The 20,391-nt window shown below is 56.3% G+C and carries 15 protein-coding genes and 1 tRNA gene; 10 read left to right on the top strand and 6 right to left on the bottom strand.

Annotation, left to right across the window (positions count from 1 at the left end; genetic code table 11):
- Positions 1-471 precede the first annotated feature (471 nt).
- Positions 472-561 (bottom strand) — tRNA-Ser (locus tag HQL76_16215).
- Between the two features lie 396 nt (positions 562-957).
- On the opposite strand from HQL76_16215, the gene HQL76_16220 reads away from it, so the two are divergent.
- From HQL76_16220 to HQL76_16250, 7 genes are all read left to right on the top strand, one after another.
- Positions 958-2,529 carry a 2,3-bisphosphoglycerate-independent phosphoglycerate mutase gene (locus tag HQL76_16220; GenBank protein ID MBF0110713.1) on the top strand — a complete coding sequence of 524 codons (1,572 nt, stop codon included), beginning with the start codon at positions 958-960 and terminating at the stop codon, positions 2,527-2,529.
- A 1-nt stretch (position 2,530) separates the two neighbouring features.
- A complete protein-coding gene (locus tag HQL76_16225; GenBank protein ID MBF0110714.1) occupies positions 2,531-3,784 on the top strand; it encodes a peptidoglycan DD-metalloendopeptidase family protein in 1,254 nt (417 codons plus the stop codon).
- An 83-nt stretch (positions 3,785-3,867) separates the two neighbouring features.
- Positions 3,868-5,307, top strand: coding sequence for a S41 family peptidase (locus HQL76_16230; GenBank protein MBF0110715.1), 1,440 nt, complete (start codon positions 3,868-3,870; stop codon positions 5,305-5,307).
- A 12-nt stretch (positions 5,308-5,319) separates the two neighbouring features.
- Positions 5,320-6,939 (top strand): divergent polysaccharide deacetylase family protein, encoded by a 1,620-nt coding sequence (locus tag HQL76_16235; GenBank protein ID MBF0110716.1) that lies wholly within the window; start codon positions 5,320-5,322, stop codon positions 6,937-6,939.
- 265 nt (positions 6,940-7,204) lie between these two features.
- On the top strand, positions 7,205-8,530 hold the full coding sequence (locus HQL76_16240) for a GGDEF domain-containing protein (protein ID MBF0110717.1): 1,326 nt from the start codon (positions 7,205-7,207) through the stop codon (positions 8,528-8,530).
- The gene (locus HQL76_16245; protein ID MBF0110718.1) at positions 8,523-9,803 is read left to right on the top strand and encodes a hypothetical protein; all 1,281 of its coding nucleotides are present in this window, start codon (positions 8,523-8,525) and stop codon (positions 9,801-9,803) included. The genes HQL76_16240 and HQL76_16245 overlap by 8 nt, the downstream gene beginning before the upstream one ends.
- Positions 9,804-10,014: 211 nt before the next feature.
- Entirely contained in the window at positions 10,015-10,464 is a 450-nt protein-coding gene (locus tag HQL76_16250) for a glycine zipper 2TM domain-containing protein (GenBank protein MBF0110719.1), read from the top strand.
- Positions 10,465-10,594: 130 nt separating this feature from the next.
- On the opposite strand, the gene HQL76_16255 is transcribed toward HQL76_16250, so the two are convergent.
- Complete coding sequence (locus tag HQL76_16255) at positions 10,595-11,923, bottom strand: OFA family MFS transporter (protein ID MBF0110720.1); 1,329 nt, start codon at positions 11,921-11,923, stop codon at positions 10,595-10,597.
- 272 nt (positions 11,924-12,195) lie between these two features.
- Between HQL76_16255 and HQL76_16260 the strand changes: the two genes are divergently transcribed.
- Positions 12,196-12,627: a nucleotidyltransferase substrate binding protein gene (locus HQL76_16260; GenBank protein ID MBF0110721.1), complete on the top strand. Its 432-nt coding sequence runs from the start codon at positions 12,196-12,198 to the stop codon at positions 12,625-12,627.
- Positions 12,614-12,961, top strand: a complete 348-nt coding sequence (locus HQL76_16265) for a nucleotidyltransferase domain-containing protein (GenBank protein MBF0110722.1) — start codon at positions 12,614-12,616, stop codon at positions 12,959-12,961. The genes HQL76_16260 and HQL76_16265 overlap by 14 nt, the downstream gene beginning before the upstream one ends.
- A gap of 72 nt (positions 12,962-13,033) precedes the next feature.
- Here HQL76_16265 and HQL76_16270 read toward each other — a convergent pair whose 3' ends face one another.
- The 3 genes from HQL76_16270 to HQL76_16280 form a co-directional block, all read right to left on the bottom strand.
- Positions 13,034-14,575 (bottom strand): adenylyltransferase/cytidyltransferase family protein, encoded by a 1,542-nt coding sequence (locus tag HQL76_16270; GenBank protein ID MBF0110723.1) that lies wholly within the window; start codon positions 14,573-14,575, stop codon positions 13,034-13,036.
- Positions 14,576-14,866: 291 nt separating this feature from the next.
- Complete coding sequence (locus tag HQL76_16275; protein MBF0110724.1) at positions 14,867-16,615, bottom strand: SUMF1/EgtB/PvdO family nonheme iron enzyme; 1,749 nt, start codon at positions 16,613-16,615, stop codon at positions 14,867-14,869.
- A gap of 11 nt (positions 16,616-16,626) precedes the next feature.
- Positions 16,627-16,923, bottom strand: a complete 297-nt coding sequence (locus HQL76_16280) for a hypothetical protein (GenBank protein ID MBF0110725.1) — start codon at positions 16,921-16,923, stop codon at positions 16,627-16,629.
- Positions 16,924-17,393: 470 nt separating this feature from the next.
- On the opposite strand from HQL76_16280, the gene HQL76_16285 reads away from it, so the two are divergent.
- Positions 17,394-18,035: a response regulator gene (locus HQL76_16285; protein ID MBF0110726.1), complete on the top strand. Its 642-nt coding sequence runs from the start codon at positions 17,394-17,396 to the stop codon at positions 18,033-18,035.
- A gap of 47 nt (positions 18,036-18,082) precedes the next feature.
- On the opposite strand, the gene HQL76_16290 is transcribed toward HQL76_16285, so the two are convergent.
- A complete protein-coding gene (locus tag HQL76_16290; protein MBF0110727.1) occupies positions 18,083-20,152 on the bottom strand; it encodes a dehydrogenase in 2,070 nt (689 codons plus the stop codon).
- Positions 20,153-20,391: the final 239 nt, after the last annotated feature.

The raw sequence follows: 20,391 nt of genomic DNA on the forward strand, positions 1-20,391 counted from the left end.
TAAATTGATTTACGAATTGGTGTAATATTCGTCGGAAAAGTGCCAACTGGAAAGAACGAGGGATCAGGAAGTCTGAAGGTGGTGTCATATTTCGCAATTCCAGGAACGGCCTTCCCTGGATCGACGACAACCAGGTCCGCCGCTTGGTTTGGGAACCAACGCTTAAACGCACTGGCGTCATCTATCGAAACCTCTACCAGACGAGGCATACCTACGCATCCATGCTGCTTTCCGCTGGAGAAAATCCCATGTGGGTTGCCCAACAAATGGGCCACAAGGATTGGGCGATGATCCGGCAACGCTATGGACGATGGATCCCAGAAATAGACCCAGGCGCAGGACAGAAGATCATCGGAAAATCCAGGATGGACAAAGACAGGAACACAGCCAAAGGTGGCTGATTTTTTGGTCACAACACGGTCACATATTTGACGGCACGTTTTTTAATGCCTTGATATTAAACGATTAAAATGGCGGAGAAGCAGGGATTCGAACCCTGGGTGGAGTTTCCCCCACAACGGTTTTCGAGACCGTCCCGTTCAACCGCTCCGGCACTTCTCCTGGTGGTGGCATCGACTTGAGGTACACGTCATGGTCCACGGGAGTCCGCGGGTCGGCCACGTACCGGTCAAGATCCCCGGAACCTTAACGCAATTGCCCACGGTACACAAGACATTGAAAGGAAGATCGACTGCAAGAAGGTCGATCGAATCCCGAAAAATCAATACATCGATCCCGAATCGAAAAAAAATGCGTCCGGCAATCCATGAGGAAGAAAAAAAGAAGGGCGTTTCCGTGAATTTTCTGGCATTCTTGGCGGCTGGAATCCATTCAGCCGGTAGCATTTCATCGATGGCATGGACGCCGGCCATTCTCAAGGTCTTGAAACCGGACTGTCTCCAGGCCGTCGCTTGATTCCGGCGCGGCATCACTTCACAGGCAAGGAATTGATTGAACATGAGACCCAAACCGATGACACTCGTGATCCTGGACGGCTGGGGTATTCGGGATACCCGGGACAACAACGCCATCCTTCTGGCCAATACACCCAATTATGACCAGTGGCTGCGTGAATGTCCTCATTCCAAGGTCGAAACCTGTGCCGGACATGTCGGCCTTCCCGACGGTCAGATGGGTAACTCCGAAGTCGGCCATACCAATCTTGGCGCCGGTCGGATTGTCTATCAAGATTTCACCCGCATCAATCTGGCAGTCAAGAACAAGTCCATGCACACCAATCCCGCCCTGCTTTCGGTCATCGAAAAAGCCCGGAAAGCCAACGGCACCGTCCACCTGATGGGATTGCTCTCCCCCGGTGGCGTCCATTCCCATACCGATCATTTCCTCGCGGTCGTAGAAGCAGCCCATGCCCAGGGAATCAAGAATATTTTCATTCACGGTTTTCTCGATGGCCGTGACACGCCGCCACGGTCCGCCCTCGAATTCATCCAGGACTTCGAAAAAGGACTCGCCACCATCGGCGCCGGTCGTATCGTCAGCCTGTCCGGTCGCTATTGGGTCATGGACCGCGACAAACGATGGGAACGGGTCGTCAAGGCCTACGACATGCTCACCCAGGGAATCGGCCAAAACGCCGCTACCGCCACCGAAGGGGTCAAGAACGCCTACGCCCGCGATGAAAACGATGAATTCGTCCTCCCCACCGTCATTGGTGATGGCGACCCCATGCACACCCGGGTCAAGGACGGCGACGCCATCCTGATGATGAACTTTCGCGCCGACCGCGTCCGCGAAATCAGTCACGCCTTCCTCGATCCCCGCCAGGGCCCGGGCGCTTTCACCGGCTTCGAACGCAAAGTCGTTCCGCAACGCTTGGGTTATTTCACCCTCACCCAGTATGAAGAAGGATTGGCAGGAGTCGCAATCGGCTTCCCACCCGAAAACCTTACCCGCATCCTCGGCGAGGAAATCGCCAATGCCGGCCTGAAACAACTGCGCGCCGCCGAAACCGAAAAATACGCCCACGTCACCTACTTCTTCAACGGTGGCGAGGAAAAGGAGTTCCCCGGCGAAGATCGCCTCCTCATCCCCTCTCCCAAGGTGGCCACCTACGACCTCAAACCGGAAATGTCGGCGATCGAACTCACCGATGCCGTTCTCCCCAAAATCGAGGGGGGACTTTATGATCTGATCATCATCAATTACGCCAACCCCGACATGGTCGGTCACACCGGCATCATGACCGCCGCCCTGAAGGCGATCGAAACCGTCGATCAATGCCTCGGTCGCATCGCCGCCGCCGTCCGCAAGGCCGGTGGCGAAATGCTCATCACCGCCGATCACGGCAACGCCGACTGCATGCTCGAAGAGACGACCGGACAACCCCATACCGCCCATACCAACAATCCCGCACCCCTCATTTTTCTTGGTCGTCCAGGTGTCCAACTCGCCAATGGCGCCCTCTGCGATGTCGCCCCCACCATCCTGACCCTCATGGGGCTGCCGCAACCCAAGGAAATGACCGGGACCTCGCTGGTCCATTTCACCAAGGACAAGGTTGCCGCCTGACATGCGTCCGATACCGGAGAAAACAACGCCAGGGAAGGCGTTGTTCTTCGGATTGGGGCTCCTTCTGGCCGCCATGCCCGGATTCCAGGCCCTGGCCTCCCCCGAATCGCAACTCCAACTCCAACGCCATCGCCTCAAACTCAACCAAACCCTGAAAAGCCTGCGCAACGAAGCCAGGGAACTCCAGGAACATCAGGGATTGGAACAGGGACTCCTGGGCGAATTGGAACTCCTCGACCAACAACTCCTGGATCTTGCAACCCAAAAGGAAAACCTGGCCGCCCAGGTCCAAACCGCTCGCGAAGAACTGCCCCAACTGGCCGAAAAAATTGACTCGCTGACGGCGGAGCAAAAAAAAATAAAGGCGGACCTGGCCCTCCACCTCCGCCTCATGTACCACCTGGGAGGACAGGGTATTCTCAAGATCGTCCTCTCCCAGGAAAACTTCAGCCAGGCGCGTCAGGGATTCCTCTATCATGGCCGAATGATCCAGGCGCGCAACAAACAATTCCAACAGTATACCGAAAACCTTGAAAAACTGCGGCAAATTACTGAAAATCACAAAGCGCTCCTGGCCAGGACACAAACCCTCGCCGACGCGCTTGCCGTCCGCATGGTCGAACTTGACAACAAAAAACAGGAGCGTTCCCGCCTGCTTGCCGGTATCCGGGAAAAGAAAAACCTGCACCAACAAAAAGTCATGGAACTCCAACGCGCCCGTGGCATCCTCGGGGCCTTCGTGGACAAACTTCACGACGCCCTTGATGACCCCTCCCCGGTCGCCACGGAAGAAAAGGAACCGCCAAGGGAGAATCGCCGACACTCACAACCCGCCGCGTCAACCGCCCCCGCGGATGACCATGCGGCCACCCGGCAGGAATTCGAACGCATCAGTCAAAAGAAAGGACAACTCCCCCCACCCGTCAAGGATCGTCCGGGACAAAATCGTCCCCCCGGCCTTTTCTATCCGGTGGAAAGCGATACCGCCATTCGGGCGGTCTATCGAGGACAGGTGGTTTACGCCGACTGGTTTCGCGGATATGGTCTGCTCATCATCCTCAACCATGGCGACCATGTCTATTCCCTCTACGGGCACAACCGCAAACTGCTGGTCGCCCCTGGAGACTGGGTCGAGGCCCAGGAAAAAATCGCCGAATCGGGTGATACCGGTTCCCTGGAGGGGATTTCGGGTCTTTATTTCGAAATCAGGGACAAGGGTCGATCGGTCAATCCGCGCGTTTGGCTTGGTTCTTGATGACAACAATCCGTTGGCGGATCGGTGACGACTGACCGATTTCGTTCTTTTGGCCAGATAACAGTCTTTTTACGGAAAAAACAATGAAAGGCTTATTCAAAAGTCCCAGATCGACCCTTTTCATGGTCTCCATCGTGGCCGTCCTCCTTGGTCTCCACCTGTTCAGTACCAATGTCATGGCGGTCAGTCAAGTCACCTATGAAAAACTCAGGGTGTTTTCCGAGGTATTCCGGCTGATCAAGTTGAACTATGTCGAGGAGGTGGATGAAAAATCGATCCTCTATGGCGCCATTCAGGGAATGCTCAAAGCGCTCGATCCGCACTCCTCCTTCTTGAATCCGGACAATTTCAAGGAGATGCGGGTCGATACCAAAGGGGAATTCGGCGGTCTGGGAATCGAGATCACCCAGGCCGACCGGGGCATCCGGGTGGTGTCTCCCATCGAGGACACCCCTGCCTTCGAAGCGGGAATGAAAGCGGGTGATCTCATCATCAAGATCGAGGATGAGAGCACCGAGGAAATGGACTTGATGGACGCCGTCAAGAAAATGCGCGGCAAACCGGGGACTGCCCTGAGCCTGACGGTCATCCGTCAGGGAGAAACCAAGCCGCTCACCTTCAAGATCACCCGGGCGATCATCAAGATTCGCAGCGTCAAATGGCGCCTCGAAGGGGACAAGATCGGTTATGTCCGGATCATCCAGTTCAACGAACAGACCTATCCGCTGCTTCAGGAGGCCATCGCCGAACTGACCAAGACCGCGGGGAGCAAACTCAAGGGACTGGTCCTCGACCTGCGCAACGATCCGGGTGGTTTACTTGATCAGGCGGTTCAGGTGGCGGATGGATTCCTCGACAAGGGCAACATTGTCTACACCAAGGGACGAATCGAGGGCAAGGACATGTCCTTCGAAGCCCAGGCGGGTGATCTTATCGGCAACGCCCCCATGGTAGTTTTGATCAATGCCGGTTCCGCATCCGCTTCGGAAATCGTCGCCGGTGCCCTTCAGGATCATCACCGTGCGGTGATCATGGGGACGCGGTCCTTTGGCAAGGGGTCGGTGCAGACCATCATCCCCCTGTCTGATGGATCGGGACTGCGGTTGACCACCGCCAAATACTATACTCCCAGTGGTCGCTCCATCCAGGCCAAGGGGATCGATCCCGACATCGTGGTCGAGGATCTGGACATTGGCGGTTTGCGCAAAAATCAACCCAACACCACCGAAGCCGATCTTCGCGGTCATCTGGAGGATGGCGAATCCACGAAATCACAACCGAAAAAGAAGAAAAAGGAAGAGGTTCCCGTTACTTCCACCCCTGCCGCTCCTGTCGCCCCCACCGCTCCCATCTCCGACCCCCGTCCCGAGGCGGATTCCGAGGCGGAACCCAACAAGGATCAGGTGACCGGTCGGAGCAAGGAAGATTACCAGTTGCAACGGGCCTTGGACCTGCTTCGTGGATTTCAGGTATTGCAAAGCCGTCTCCCCGGCAATGCCTGGAACAACCTGGCCCGGAAATAAGGGGATCGGTCCTTGGGAGAATCCAACCCGGAAAAACGGCCTTTTTTTTCAAGCAGATTGTTCTACCTGGCGTCGTTTTTTCTGATCATTGGCCTTCTGGCCGGCGCCTTCTGGATCATGGAACATGATCCGGGTCTTCGCGGTCCCGCCAATCCCCTTCCGAAGGAATCCGTTCCCGCCGCTGCCGAACCCGCAAGATCGGGTTCGGCAGCGGTATCGGAAGCGCGTTCTCCCGAGGCTTTGATTTCAGGCGATCCTTCCGTCGCGACCTCGGGCGGACGGATTACCGCGCCAATGGATGAAAAACCTGGTTCAACGGAACGATCCTTTCCGGAAAGCGGAGCGCTTTCTTCCCAGGAGAAGACCATCATTCCAGCCAGGGATGGTTTTACCGATCTGCATACGGAACCCGCCACCACCACAGACACGGCATCTCCGGAACATTCCACACCGCCTTCGGCTCCCGGGCCTGGAATCATGCCGGGCGACATCGTGCCAAAATCTTTTCTTCCCGATCCGTTCATCAACTCCATGTTGGAAGATTCCTTCCCGGAAAAGGAACCTGAAAAAGGTGACACGACCTCCGATCCCACATTACGGCCAGCCACCCGTTTGAAACCGGAACCGGAGGCCACGAGCGCATCCCCGCCGCGGGCGACAGGGGAAAAAAAAGATCACTCTTCCGTAGCGCCGGAAGGTGGACAGGAAATTTTGTATGAAGAAGAATTGCCCACGGTGGAGCCACCGCCGGAAAAGCACGACCAACGATCCGTGCCGTTGGCAACGACTTGGAAACAGTCGTCGGGACCACGGATTGCCCTGGTCATCGACGATCTGGGATACAACCGACCCATTTCCAAGGCCATCGTCCTGCTGCCCGCCGATTTGACGCTGGCGGTCTTGCCGGGAGGTGGTTCTTCGAAGGAGGTTGCTGAAATGGCCCGCGCTTCGGGCCGGGAGCTGATTCTCCATCAACCGATGCAACCCCAGGGGTATCCCGGAATCGATCCGGGACCGGGAGCCCTTTTTTCATCGATGTCCGAGGATCGGATTCAGGAGATTCTCAAGGAGAACTTCAAACTTTTTCCGAATGCCATCGGCCTTAACAACCACATGGGTTCCCACCTTACCAATGATTCCAGGGTCATGGATGCGGTCATGAGGTTTCTCAAACCGCGTGGCCTGATTTTTTTCGACAGTCGGACCTCCGCCCGTTCCGTTGCCGAAAGCAGAGCCAGGGCCATGGATATTCCCACTGCCCGAAGGGATGTGTTCATCGACAATGTGCAGGACAAGCAGGCCATCCTGAAAAGGCTCGAAGAGCTTGTCACCATCGCCAAAAGCCATGGGCGATCGATCGGGATCGGACATCCGCATCAGGCGACCCTCGATGCCCTGCGGGATTGGTTGCCCTCGCTTCGCGGCAAGGGAATTGAACTGGCACGCCTTTCGCATTTTCTTACCCAACCTTCATTGACCAAGGAAACCAAACCGGTCCCTGTTTTGGAAGAACGGAAAGCGACCGTCCGGCCAGGTTCCGTGGACCCGGTGGAGAAAATTGACGGTGATGGCCTGGAAGAGGAACAACCGGCTTCCGGGCGTGCTCCCAGGGTTGGTTCAGTTTCCGAATAGTTAAGAAATATAAAAAATATTGGTAACTGCCCAGTGCCCCGGTCGGAATTATTGAAAGAAAAAAGGGGTCTTAAGGGATTGTCCCCAGGGTTTTGATTCTTCTTTTGAATTTTCTTTTGATTTTGTTTTTCACGCGCCATTTCACCCGAATGGCGCGTAAAAACAAAGTCAAAACCCTGGGAGCAATCCCCCAGATCCCTTTTTTCTTTTAATATTTTTTATATACATCATGGACATTTCTCAGTCCCGACATTGAGGAGGGACCATGTCAACCATCACCCTGATCGAAACCCTCTATGATCTTCTCAAGGAAAAAAAACCCGACCTCCCTCGTGCCTTGAGTCTCATCGAACAAGCCCGAAGCACCGGAATATGCGCCGAAGAACGACATCATGGGAAAGCCATGATTGAAGGATTGTTTTCCACCCTGGAACAATGGTACGTGGATCACGAATCATTTCGATCAGCCCTTGGTGAATGCCGCCGGCTCCTGGAGGAAACCCGCGATCCCACCCTGTTTGCCCGAACATGTACCCCTCTTTTGTCGCGAACCCTTCCAGAACGCCCTCTCCGGGAAAATCACGACCCGCGGAAAGAATTGCCGGGAAAAATCATCGAAGCCTTGAAGATTCTTGCCGAAGAGGCCCCGCCGATCCGAATCCGACTGCAATCGCTCTCCCCGGAACCACCTTCGATGGCGCAGGTGTTCAAGATACTGGAATCGAAAGTGCCCGTGGAAACGGAGTCCCCTGGGAAACGGGATGACGAACGGCTGTGGGACAATGCCTGGCGTCGTTTGGAAACCGGTTTGGAAGAGATGTTTGCCCACCCCGCGACAAACGATCAAACCAGCGCCCTCTTCCAGCGAAAAATGGAACCGCCGGAAACGAAAGACCGAAGCGCTCGAATGGCGCGGGTCATCGAACACACGGAAGACTGGATGCGGGAAGCGGGACGGATCGGTCAACTCCTCGATGGCTGCCGGGAAAAGGGGATCACCCTGAAAAAAAGGATCGACGAACTGGAACTGGCAATCACGGCCAGTCAAACCGCCAGTTTTATCGACCCCCGAACCGGTCTGTCGGATCACTCGAGTTTTTCGGCCCGGTTGAATCGCCTGCTCGATCGTGCAAGCCACCTGGGAGAAATCTTCTCGCTCGGTGTCGTTCGCGTCAAGACCCACCCATCCCGACTTTCCCGCGAAGCCCGGGAATCATTGGATGATCTGATGCAAAACACCGCCACATGCATTCGTCATCATCTGTCACAATCCGATTTCATCGCGCGAATCGCTCCGGACCGTCTGGGTCTGCTGTTGCCGAAAACAGGCGCCAAACGATGTCGGGAACTGATGGATACCCTGCACCACTCGCTGGCCGCTGAAATCGAGATGATCGATCCCGCGGCAAACCTCCATCCGAAAATCATCTGTAGCGGTTTTCCTTTCCAACAAGGGATGACCATCAAAGAGATCATGGTCCAGGTCACCCGCATAACCGACGACCTGGGTCCGGTGGAGCCAACGTTGACCTCGCCATCGATCACCACCTCCGAAGTCACAACGGCATCCGAGGAGATCATCCTTGATTGAAACCATGCGATCGATGGAAAAACTGCGGGAACTTCTGCTTGAAGTCCCCTTTCGTCACCCCGAAGCCCTGGGCGTCGTCAAAGAGATGATGCTGCACGGGGTCAACGATCGTGAAGTGTTTTATTTTCAACAAGCCGCCGTTCTATTGCTGGAACATGCCTTGCGTCCGGCACTTCAAGGGAATGTCGAACTGGAATCGAATCTCAAGAGGCTCATCACCCGGATCCAGCGCAATCCCGGCATCGATCCGAACGAAGTGACGCAAACGGTTTCGCGAATTCTTGCGGAATCGACCCCTTTCCCTCCCGGAAATTCCCAGTCCCCCCAGGAATCACATCAGGAAGCAAAACATCTGTTCCAGTTGTTGCAGCAGCTTCCCGGATTTTCCGCGGTCATGGTTTCCAACCATTCCCAGCCCCCGGGATGGCGGCAAATCGATGAAGCGGTCGATTCTTTCATCATGGAACTGGATCGCCAGAAGCGGCGGCGGGAACGGGAGTGGCAACGGCAAAGACAACCCCTGCTGCGTCTGACCGAGACCCTGATTCAGACGGCCGAACGCATCCATCACCCTGTCGACGGTTTGAAAAAACTGATGGAACTTCTCGATGGTCCGGAGGAATTGCCAGTCAAACTTCCCCCCTTCATCGAAAATCTGCTGTTCGAAGCCCGGGAATTGCGCAAGGCCATGGAGGCGGCCCAGAACAACATTCACAAGGCGGAACATGCCATTTCCGAACTGAACGGATTGTTCCGGAAAGCGGATCTGCAACTGTTACATTCCCGGGATCAGGAGTTGATCGATATTTTTACCGGGTTGGGCAATCGTTTTGCCCTGACGGAACACCGCAAGCGCCTTTCGTCCCAAGATCACCAGGGCATTCTTTTTCTCCATCTGGATGCGGACCCCGAGGCCAGACCTGCATTATCTCGATCGGAAATCTGCCGCATCCTTGGATTTCTCGGTCGTCGGATTCATAAACTTGAGATCGGGCTGCCCTTCCACATCGGTGAGGAAACCATCGCCATCCTGTTGTCGCAAACGCTTGTCGATGTCCCGGTCGCGGGAATCATCAAGGAACGGATTCTGGATCGTTTGCAGGGAACCAAAGGTTTTCCCGTCCATATTCGCTTTGGTCTGGCGACGCTGCGCCTTGCCATGGCCGAGGATGAGGCCCTCATCCTGGACAAGGGAAAACATCTGGCACGAATTTCCGCGCATAAAGGAGGACAACCGCTTTTTCTGAAATTGGGAAAGGAAGAAAACAAGTAACGGCCCAGGTACTTTCCGGGGTTCAATTATTGGTAACTGCCCAAATACCCCGGGCAGAAGCACCCCACTGGCAACGACATCCGAACACCCGTTGCCCCGGCACGGAAGTTAATGTAATTTTGCGCTCAGGTCTGGAAGGTTTTTTCCTTTCAGGATCCCGTTATTTTTCCGTTTTTTTTCCCAGGAGGAAACAATGAAGCGTTTTTCAGCCATGGGCCGGGGCTTGGCTTTGAGTCTGTCCTTGATCCTTCCCGCCGCATTCATCAGCGGATGTGAATCCAAGGCACAAAGTGGCGCCGGTCTGGGAGCCCTCGGTGGAGGATTGATCGGCAGTCTGGTGGGACCTTCCAAAAACAAAGAACAAAACGCCCTGATCGGCGCCGCGGTCGGTGGTCTGTTGGGTTACGCCGTCGGCAACGAAATGGATAAATCGGATCGACTCCAGGTCAGCCGGGCCCTGGAGACGGGACGGTCCCATGAAGTCAGTGAATGGACCAATCCCGACACGGGCCACCATTACGCGGTAACGCCGCTTCCGGCACGTCGGGTCAACGGCAAGGATTGCCGGGATGTGGAAATCGATACCATCATCGATGGTCGCCGGGAACGGGCCACACAAACGGCATGTCGCAATGCGGATGGCGTCTGGGAAATGAAATAGATCGCCAACCGGGAACGGGGAAAATCGTTTTCCCCCGTTCCCGAACCACCCCTTGATCTTCGATCTTCAATCGTCGGTTTGACCATTCACCGATAACAAGACCAATAGGCCCAAGACGATCCGATTGCCGTCAATGATGCGGCTCCTGGCCCTTTTCATGGTCGAAGACATGGAACTGGTGAAGAAAACCATGAAAGCTCAACGGTCTGTGGGCTTCATCCAAATGGGGTGGAAAAAGGATGGCACTGCATCCGGCACCCATGATGCAGGCAACGCCGCAGATGGAAAAAGCGAGAGGAAAATTGTCCATGTCGCCAAGGATTCCCCCGAGGATGGGAAAGAGAATGCCACCGACACCATAGGAAAGAAAGACCAGAGGATAATTCTGTCCGACCGTCTTGTTACCGAACTCATCGGCCGTCAGGGCGGGAAAAAGAGCAAAGTTGCCGCCGAAATTAAAGCCGATCAGGGTGGCTCCGAGATAGAGCATGGCTTCATTGCCCGCCATTGATGAAAAGGCGAAAAACACGATTCCTTGCGACAGGGTCATGAGGATCACCGAGCGTTTCCGCCCCATCCAATCACTGACGATCCCCCAGACGATGCGTCCGATGCCATTGGCCAGACTGAAAAAGACCGCCATTGCGGTTCCGGAGATGGCGCTGGCTTCGATCTTGGAGTATCCGGCAGCCTGAAGGGCTTCCATGGGATAGAGCTTCATCAGGCCGATGGCCATGAGTCCGGCGCCGGCGCTGACGGTGAAGGTCAGGAAGATCAGATAGAACTGAGGGGTATGGAGCATGTCGATGATGGAAAAATTGTCACTCCCTTCGCCCGCCGTGGCCGACGGGGCGGTATAACCGGCAGGAGACCACTGGGGCGAAGGCATGTGCATCCACAAGGAGCCAAGAAGGACCAGCAGGATGAAAACCACCCCATAGATCATGAAGGTATTGCCCAGGCCCATGGACTCGATCAGATGGCCCCAGTCTCCGGCAATCTTGACCCAACCCAGGGCGCCAAAGCCGAATCCAGCGACGGCCAGACCGGTGATCAACCCCTTGTGATCGGGAAACCAGCGCATTCCCACGGCAATCGGGACGACATAGCCCACGCCGATGCCGGCGGAACCGATCAATCCGACACCGATCAGGACCGGCCAGAATCCGGTACCCCCCAGAAGGCCCGCCAGGAAATAACCCAACCCCAGGGTGACCCCGGATATCCGGGCCAGACGATGGGGCCGCCAAATGGGAAGTTTCTTGCCGGAGAAGGCCATGACCAGGGCAAAGGTGGCCAGTCCCACCGAAAAGACAATCTGGGTATCGAGCTTGGTCCAGCCTGCCGCGATCAAGGCAGGAGTGAATACGGACCAGGCATAGATGGCGCCCAGACACAGTTGAATGAGCACCGCCCCGACCACGACAAACCACCGATTACGCACTTTTTCCCGCGACATCGTTTCCTCCTGAAACCAAAGTGTATCCTGTATTTCCAACGATCAATCAGGAATAGGGATTGTGCGGGAAATCGAAGCGAAGGTAAAGTATTCGCGATGGGGAAAAGTTGGGGTAACCATTCGGATCCTCCTCGATTTTCAAGTCCCGTAGATGGATTCGAGAAGATGAAAACGGAAAAAATGCCCTATTGCAATCCTACAGGGCCCGGGAAGATTCGCAGCCTTGCAAAGTGCGAAAGTGTCAATCCCCTGGCAAAAGACTGAATATCATCATGAATTTGAATACAGACCATTTGCTTAGATGCATTCAGACGCTGGAGGCCTCCGTCGAGCGATACAATCAGGCCGTTCCGGGCAGTATCGATCACGAGATTTTCCGCAACGCCATTGTAAAAGGGTACGAGCTGGCCCAGGAGACCGCACACAAGCTGTTGCGCAAGGCCCTGATCGAGTTTGGTTACGGGCCCAGAAAGCTGGACGAGACGCCAGCCAGGGGTGTATTGCGGCTGGCGGCCACCCATGGATTGATGACCCTGGAGGAGGTGGAACGGTGGTTCAACTACCGCACCAACCGCAACTTCACTGCCCATGATTACGGCGAGGGTTTCGCCAAGGAGACCATGACGTTATTGCCCGCCTTCATTGCCGACAGCCGGAAACTGGAAGCAACCTTGAGAGAGAAGCTCGGCCATGACCAGGCTTGATCCTTCTGCCCTGCACATTCTTCCGCGCCATCTGGAGATGGTGAAAAATTTGCTGCGGCAATTCCTGCCCGACGCCGAGGTGTGGGCCTATGGCAGCCGGGTGACGGGCAAGAACCACGAGGCCAGCGATCTGGATCTGGTAGTGCGCAACCCGGAGAATCCGCAGGTGGAAATACCTAGCGTTGCCGCGCTGAAGGAAGCCTTCACGGAAAGCGATCTGCCCATCCGGGTTGACGTGGTGGAATGGGCGCGTGTTCCTGAAACTTTCCATCGCACTATTGAAGAAAAGCATGTGGTGGTGCAGGAATTCGCGATCCGTTCCTCCCCAGGCTGATCACCGACGAGACCCGCGTCCGCGACAAAGGTGCTCCAGACCGAATGCCCCGCGTTCCTGGACCGACTTGCCTTATTTCATCAGAGTTGAAATATATTTATACAATGTCACCGGATGAATGCATTCGCGGTTGCAGACGATCTGGACATCGATGGCGGCAGCGGCGGATCCGACGAACAAGGCGACCTCGGGTGACAGATTGCCCGAAAGGCACAGCCCGGCCAGGGCCAGAAACGCATCGCCGGCGCCGATACGGTCCACGACCCGGGTGGACAAGGGTGGGGCATTGTACGTCCGTCCCGATTCGATATCCAGAAGTACCGCCCCCTTCATCCCCTGGGTGATGGCCATCCACCGCGCCGACAACCGCTTGCCGATCGATCGTGCCAATCCTTCCATGGGGTCGCTGCGATTGTGGGTCGCCAGCCGCACCTCGCATTCATTGAGCGAAATAAAATCGGCCCTCGGATAGCGATTGATGACATGATGGCAATGATTGCCACTGTTGATCTGGGTATTGACCGCCAGAAACCGGGCATGTTTGCAGATGGCCTCGACCATGAGCGGTGAAATCAGGCCGTTGCCATAATCGGCCACGACCACCGCATCATAGTCTCCCGCATGATCGGCGATCCACTGACATAGATCGGCTTCAACACGGGGAGTCAACGGATTGGGGTCCTGAAAATAGACTTCGAAAAGCTTTGTAATATCATGATTGACGTACCGCCTTTTGACAAGGGTCGGGGCGGTTTCGTATTTGAAGAAACGGGCATCGACATTATTGGCCAGGGCCTCCTTCATGAAGGCATTCTGCCGCTCGTCCTGTCCGACCCCGGTGATCAAACCAACCTGTTCGACAAACCCCGACAGATGATTGGCCACCGCCAGAGACCCGCCGGCGAACTGTTCGGTGTCGATGTAACGACAGGAAACGACGGTATGGCTCTTGCCTGTCAATCCCAGGGTCTCGGTCATACAGTATTCATCGATGATGGCCTCGCCAAATACCAGGATTTTCCGATGGCCCAGGGCCTGTATCGATTCAACCAGCTCCTTCTCGCGGTGGCACTCCTTGAACCGATTGAGATAAGCCTGGGTCTCGGGGGTAAAGACATCGAGGTATTGGTTGATGAGGCGGCTCGATGAAAACGTGACATCGTCGGTAAAACGGACCTCGCCTCCCACCGCATGGACTTCCGCCTCTTCCCGGCGAATGTTGCCGGTAATGTCCTCCCTGGCATCGGCATAGTCGCTTCCCTTGACATAGACCCCGGGACGAATGATCCGTATGGCGGGGATGGCCGTGGTATCCTCGACGATGGCCACACCATCCACAACCGCCAGCGCGGCCAGACTTTCGGCGCGCAATGCCTCTGGAAACACCGGTCGTCCCGGTCCCTTCATGACGAACCGGTCGGCAGTGGTGGTCACCAGCAAACGATCGCCGAATTGCCGCGCCTTGGTCAAATGCCTGATGTGTCCGGGATGGATCAGGTCGAAGGTCCCATGGCAAAGGACCACCTTCAATCCCTCTTCCCGATAACGTTCGGCCTGTTGCCCCAATTCCCGAAGACCGACGATCTTTTGGTTTGGATGATGATTACCCACCATGTTCAACTCCCAAGATATTGAAGCCAGGTCCGTGCGTCCTGGGGGATGGAAGCGTTATTCCGTAACCGGGTTCATCGCCCATCGAGCGACATGTTCGACCTCCAGGTCCCATTTTCACCATGAAACGGACCCTGGAGCACGGTTCAAAACGGTTCAAGCAAATATTTTGCCAATTTTTTACTATATGAATTAATTGAGAAAATTATATTTTCATCCTGCAATCAAACAGCCATCTGGCATTATTTACCCCCAGAATCGCACCCCCCCCGAACAAACCTGCCGCCCTTGCGTTCAGGATTCCCACGGCAGGGAAAGTCCCGCCACCCGAAATCCCAGACCGTTGCCACATTCATGCTCCCGTGCCCAACCGCGGCTCACCCGGGCCAGGGACGGAGTCAACGAAAACCAGGTGCAGCCGCGCACCCCCCTGGCGTTACCCAGATTTATTTCATCTTCCTTTTTTTCATCATCCGGAAACATGTCGCCACCGGTCCGCTCCCGATCCCCAATCCATTCGTATACATTGCCGAACAGGCCAGCCAATCCCCATGAATCGACCAGAATCTCCGGATCATGTACCGACATGGTCCGCATGAGCGCCCGATTTCCGGTTTCCCATCCCCGATCGATCAACCGACGAATTTTGGCCAGATCGCCACGAAAACCCGCACCGCGACAGGCCCGGTCCCATTGGAACGCCGAAGGGAGAAACAACATCCGTCCCGCCTTGTTCGAAAGCCAACGGACAAAAGCCCGGGCATCGCGATGACTGACCAGAACAACCGGATGGTCCGCTTCCTGATCGAATCCGGGAGCACGCCAATCGACCCCCTCACGGGCCACGAACCGTCCCACCTCCTCGTCCCAGACCCGTCCCCACCCCCGGGCCTGAGCCTGGGTGACATGGCCCGTCTCCCGAACGAAGGCCGCGAACTGTCTCCTGGTCACGCAATGACGCCCCATCCAGAAACCTTCCATCGATTTCCAGGAGGAGGCCGGATCCGCGAAAAACGCCCCCCCCTTGCCACCCGAAGAAAAAGCATCACCATTGGTCTGGCACTTTTCCATGGCCAGGATTCCTGGAATCCATGAAAAATCGAACACCTCTTCTCCCAGGCACAGGCGCCACGGACGTCCCGCAGGCAGACGGGTCTGCAACAGGGTTCTTCCCCGGCGTTTTTGTCCCGTCGGGCCAAAATGATTCATGACCGCATCAAGAGACAAACGACGGGCAGGGTCCTTGTGCAACATTCCCTCAAGAAGCTCCCTGAGGCGCCCGGGACAAGAATCGGCAATTCGGACGGGTTCGTGGGCCCGTTGCATCCGACCAATCGAAGTGGACCCCCCTTCATACGCCGGTCGCCCGAACAACATGAAAAACAACGTCATTCCCAGCGAATAGATGTCCGAAGCGGGATAACGTTTCCGTTCCCAGACCTCGGGAGCGGTATAACCATAAGTCCCCGAGACCACCGGTTCGCGCGAACCAGACCAGTCCACCGCCAATCCCCAGTCGGAAAGAAACCACCGCACCCGATTTTCACCGGTTATTTTTCCCAAGATATTGGAAGGTTTGATATCCCGATGCAGAATGGGAGGATCAAGGGCATGAGCCGCCGCCAGGGCCCGGGTCATCTGATCGAGGATGGCCAAGGCCTCGGGGACACGCAACCGGCCTCGGGCGAGGATCGCTTCCTTGAGACTGCCGCCATCAAGATAATCGGTGATGAAAACGGCACTGCCATCCTCATCGACAAAATGATCGCACAGGGGCAACACATGCGGCGCCCCTTTCAGGCGCGACAGGTTTTTCAGTTCCGTGGCGAACAGGCGACGATTCTTGACATGACGCGCCCGCTTCATCGCCCGAATGGCCCCCGTGGCCCTCTCCCGAACCCGATAGACCTGACCAAACGATCCCTCCCCCACCAGGCCAAGGACCTGGTAACGCCCTTGCGCAACCCATTCCCCCGCGGCCAGCGGCAATCGATTGCCTGCCTTGTCGCTTTTGGGCAATGCCGTGGTGATGACAACCGCCATGGAAACCCCAGTCAATCCTGATCGTCATCGATGGCGGTGCGACGTTCCACCCGGTCCAACCGCCGGTTGAGGGTCCGCAGTTCATCCAGAATTCGTCCCGGAACCTGGGAACAGCCTTTCATCGAACGCGCCGGATTCAAGGTTCCATGGGCCTGTTCGTCCAACACCCGGTTGACCCACTGGGAAATGGTCATCCCCTCCCGCTTCGCGGCACGAATGACCAACTTTCGGGTTTCATCGTCAATATCACGGATGGTCCAAGGTCGCATCGACTGTCGGTCGCGTGAATCATTGCCAGATACTTTCATGAGCCGTCTCCCATCGATGTTCCGAATGCTTTCCCGGGATGTTAAAATTCAATCGCAAACGTTGTCTGTCTTTGAAAGAAAGATGCCAACACTTCCTCGAATCGATTCCTGTCCGGTCACGATCCTCCCGAGCCACGACAACCCGTTGACACATCAATAATTCTTGCGAACGCTTTCCGGAACCGGCGGAAGGCGCCGTCCGATAAACCGGGCAAATGTCGTCCAATCGTCTATTATGATGGTTAACCGTCATCGGTTGGTCCATGTTCGACAAATGTATGACACTCATGGCGCCATAAACGCGCCATTTCGTCATTATTTCACCAGCACCCACCATGAAACGGGACACCCGCGGGATTATCGAAATTATGGCATTATTATTGCTTGTCAAACAAACGTCGGACAATTGTCGGATACAACGAGAACCCAAAGGGTTCCATTTCAAGACGAACAGCAATGAGGGGAAGTCCATGACAAGAAATCACTGCAACGATCTTGACCTGAAGGACCATTGCCGGATGGCTCCGGGTGGCTCCGGTCGCATATTGATCATCGATGTCGATGCCGGATTTCGGCAACGAATGAACCAGGTATTGAGTGCCGATGGTTTCGAGGTTTTCGAAAACGATACCTGCGAAGACCTGGACCTGTTATTGTCCGAGACCGCGCCCGATCTGTTGATCCTCGAAGCGCTCATGCCCAATGTGGATGGATTCACTGCCTGCGAGGCCTTGAGTCAGCATGCCAATACACGGCGCATCCCGGTCATCATGGTCACCTCCCTGGAAGACTGCGACATCATCGACTGGGCCTTTGAGCTTGGGGTATTCGATTTCATGACCAAGCCGGTTCACGAAACGATCCTGCGCAATCGGATTCGGGTGTTGATCAACCAGGTGCGCGAGACCAGTGAATATCAAAACGATCACAGCAAGATGATGTCGCGGGTGGAGGAATATGAAGCACAACTGCGCAAATTCAAGAACCTGTTCCGGGAAGAACTGATCGAACACAAACGGACCCGGCGTCTGGTCAACCATTTCAAGCAGGTGTTTCATTCCCATGATCCCCTGCGCAAAAAGTTGACCGCTGGCGAACATCCACAAAGCTGAAATTTCGAGGATATCCGGCATGCCCGTTGCTCAACGGATCGCTTTCATCAAAACGGGCCGGTGAACTCCGGATTGGGCTGATCGCGGTGACCGCGCCAACGCAATTGTTCGCCGATTTCCCTGACGGGAAGGGGACGTCCCAGAAGAGAAACGATCCCAAGACCGATCGATTCGGCGTCGGGATAATAATCGCAGGTCAGGGCAGGGGCGGTGGCGGCGGGCCGGTCGGGCAGGGCGATCCGGAGCGGAGCCCCCTTGAGCGATGAAAAGGCCCCCTCCACTGTTCGCGCCACGACCTCCGCCCCCATTCCCAAGGTCGTCCAGCCGGTATCGGCCACCAGCAACCATCCCGTCTGCCGCACCGATTTCAGGACCGGTTCCATGTCGAGCGGTTGGACGACACGCATGTCGATGACCGTGGCCTCGATTCCGAACCGGGCAAGGACCTCCGCCGCCTTGAGCGATTCGAGCACCATGTGGGAAAAGGCGGCGATGGTGACATCCCTGCCTTCACGCACCGTCCGCCCCCGGTCCAGGGCCACCCGATAGGCCTCTTCGGGAACATGACCCTGGATTCCATGCAACCAGCGATGCTCCAGAAAGATGACGGGATTGGGATCATCGATGGCGGCAAGAAGCATCCCCTTGGCATCCTGGGGCGTCACCGGCATCACCAGTTTGATACCTGGAATGTGGCCGAACAACGCCTGAAGGCTCTGCGAATGTTGTGGTCCCTGCCCCCAGCCGCGACCGATCAAGGTCCGCACCACCATGGGGACCGGTTGCCGGAACAGGTAATGCCATTTGGCCGCCACGTTGGCCAACGGATCCATGGCCAGGTAAAGAAAATCGACCCGTTGATGGACCATGATCGGTCGCAACCCCCCCAGGGCGGCGCCGATGCCAATTCCGGTCATTCCGTTTTCCGAAAGCGGCATGTCCATGACCCGCTCGGGACCGAACAGGTCCCGCAATCCCTGGGTCGAACCGAAAATCGCCTTGGGGTCGGGAACCCCTTCGCCGATGATGAACACCTCGGGACAGGCGGTCATCGCCTGAAGGGTCGCCTCGCGGATGGCTTGAACATAGGTCAGGGGACGTTCCCGGATCATGGGTGGCGCCGCCGCGGGCAATGCCGCAACCGGAGCGAATACCCCAAGGACCGCCTGCGCCGCATCGGGATGGGTCCCATTCCGGCCACGGATGAACGCCGCCTCCACCTCCGCCGCCAATTCCCGGCGCACTGCGGCCAACGTTTCCCCGGCAATCCCACGTTCGCGCAAACGTCGTTCCGTCAGACCCACGGGGCAACGGTCACGCCAGAGGGCGATCTCATCCAGGTCACGATACCCCAGGGCATCATCATTATTGGGTCCACAATGTTCCAACACCCGGTAGGTAAAAAATTCCAGAAAGGAAGGACCGTCCCCCTCCCGGGCCTGGGCGACCGCCTGTCGCGTCGCCTCCCAGACCGCTTCCACATCATTGCCATCCGCTTCATGCACGTTCAACCCATGGGCCCGGGCCACGCCGCCAAGCGAGCGGTCGGGCTGCCGTTCTCCCAGTCCGGTATAGACCGCGCACCGATTGTTCTCGCAAACGAAAAGGACGGGAATCTTTTTCAAGACGGCAAAGTTCATCGATTCATGCAATACCCCTTCCTCGAAGCAACCATCACCAAAGAATACCACGGCAATCGCTCCGGTCCCGCGCCGTTGTTCGGCCCATGCCGCCCCGACCGCCAGCGGCACGGTGGCGCCGACAATCGGCGTCGCCCCCATGAATCCCGCCCGGCGATCGATCAAATGCATCGACCCACCACGTCCCGCGCAGCACCCCTCGACCCGGCCATGAAGTTCGGCAACCAGTGCATCGAGGTCCCCCCCCTTCGCCAGATAATGGCCGTGCGACCGGTGAGCGCCAAACACCCCGTCCCGGACTTCCAACTGGGCGCAAACCCCGACCGCCACCGCCTCCTGGCCAATACACAGGTGAATCGGACAGCGCATCGATTGACCATCGTCCCAAAACCGGCGAACGATCTCTTCCTCGGTCAAACGAATGCGCAGCATGTCGCGATGGAGTGAACGCAGCAGGGCGATGGACATGTCGGACATGGGTTGGCTTCATCCTGAAAATTGGACACCCCCTCGCTGGAAACGATGTGTTTGCATCGAAACTGCCCAGATACTCCCGGGGCTCAAGATTATTGAAAGAAAAAAGGGGTCTGGGGGATTGCCCCCAGGGTTTTGTTTTTGTTTTTGATTTTCCACGCGCCCTTTCACCCGAAGCGGTTTCTCGCGTGGTTTTTGCGAGAAACCGCGCAGGCGCGTGCCTTGGTTTGCCCTTCTTCGCG

The sequence above is a fragment of the Magnetococcales bacterium genome, from assembly GCA_015228815.1.
GTDB lineage: Bacteria > Pseudomonadota > Magnetococcia > Magnetococcales > UBA8363 > UBA8363.

Coding starts and splice junctions, on each gene's coding strand:
- HQL76_16220 (MBF0110713.1), top strand. CDS start 958: ATGAGACCCAAACCGATGACACTCGTGATCCTGGACGGCTGGGGTATT.
- HQL76_16225 (MBF0110714.1), top strand. CDS start 2,531: ATGCGTCCGATACCGGAGAAAACAACGCCAGGGAAGGCGTTGTTCTTC.
- HQL76_16230 (MBF0110715.1), top strand. CDS start 3,868: ATGAAAGGCTTATTCAAAAGTCCCAGATCGACCCTTTTCATGGTCTCC.
- HQL76_16240 (MBF0110717.1), top strand. CDS start 7,205: ATGTCAACCATCACCCTGATCGAAACCCTCTATGATCTTCTCAAGGAA.
- HQL76_16250 (MBF0110719.1), top strand. CDS start 10,015: ATGGGCCGGGGCTTGGCTTTGAGTCTGTCCTTGATCCTTCCCGCCGCA.
- HQL76_16255 (MBF0110720.1), bottom strand. CDS start 11,923: ATGTCGCGGGAAAAAGTGCGTAATCGGTGGTTTGTCGTGGTCGGGGCG.
- HQL76_16260 (MBF0110721.1), top strand. CDS start 12,196: ATGAATTTGAATACAGACCATTTGCTTAGATGCATTCAGACGCTGGAG.
- HQL76_16265 (MBF0110722.1), top strand. CDS start 12,614: ATGACCAGGCTTGATCCTTCTGCCCTGCACATTCTTCCGCGCCATCTG.
- HQL76_16270 (MBF0110723.1), bottom strand. CDS start 14,575: ATGGTGGGTAATCATCATCCAAACCAAAAGATCGTCGGTCTTCGGGAA.
- HQL76_16275 (MBF0110724.1), bottom strand. CDS start 16,615: ATGGCGGTTGTCATCACCACGGCATTGCCCAAAAGCGACAAGGCAGGC.
- HQL76_16280 (MBF0110725.1), bottom strand. CDS start 16,923: ATGAAAGTATCTGGCAATGATTCACGCGACCGACAGTCGATGCGACCT.
- HQL76_16285 (MBF0110726.1), top strand. CDS start 17,394: ATGACAAGAAATCACTGCAACGATCTTGACCTGAAGGACCATTGCCGG.
- HQL76_16290 (MBF0110727.1), bottom strand. CDS start 20,152: ATGTCCGACATGTCCATCGCCCTGCTGCGTTCACTCCATCGCGACATG.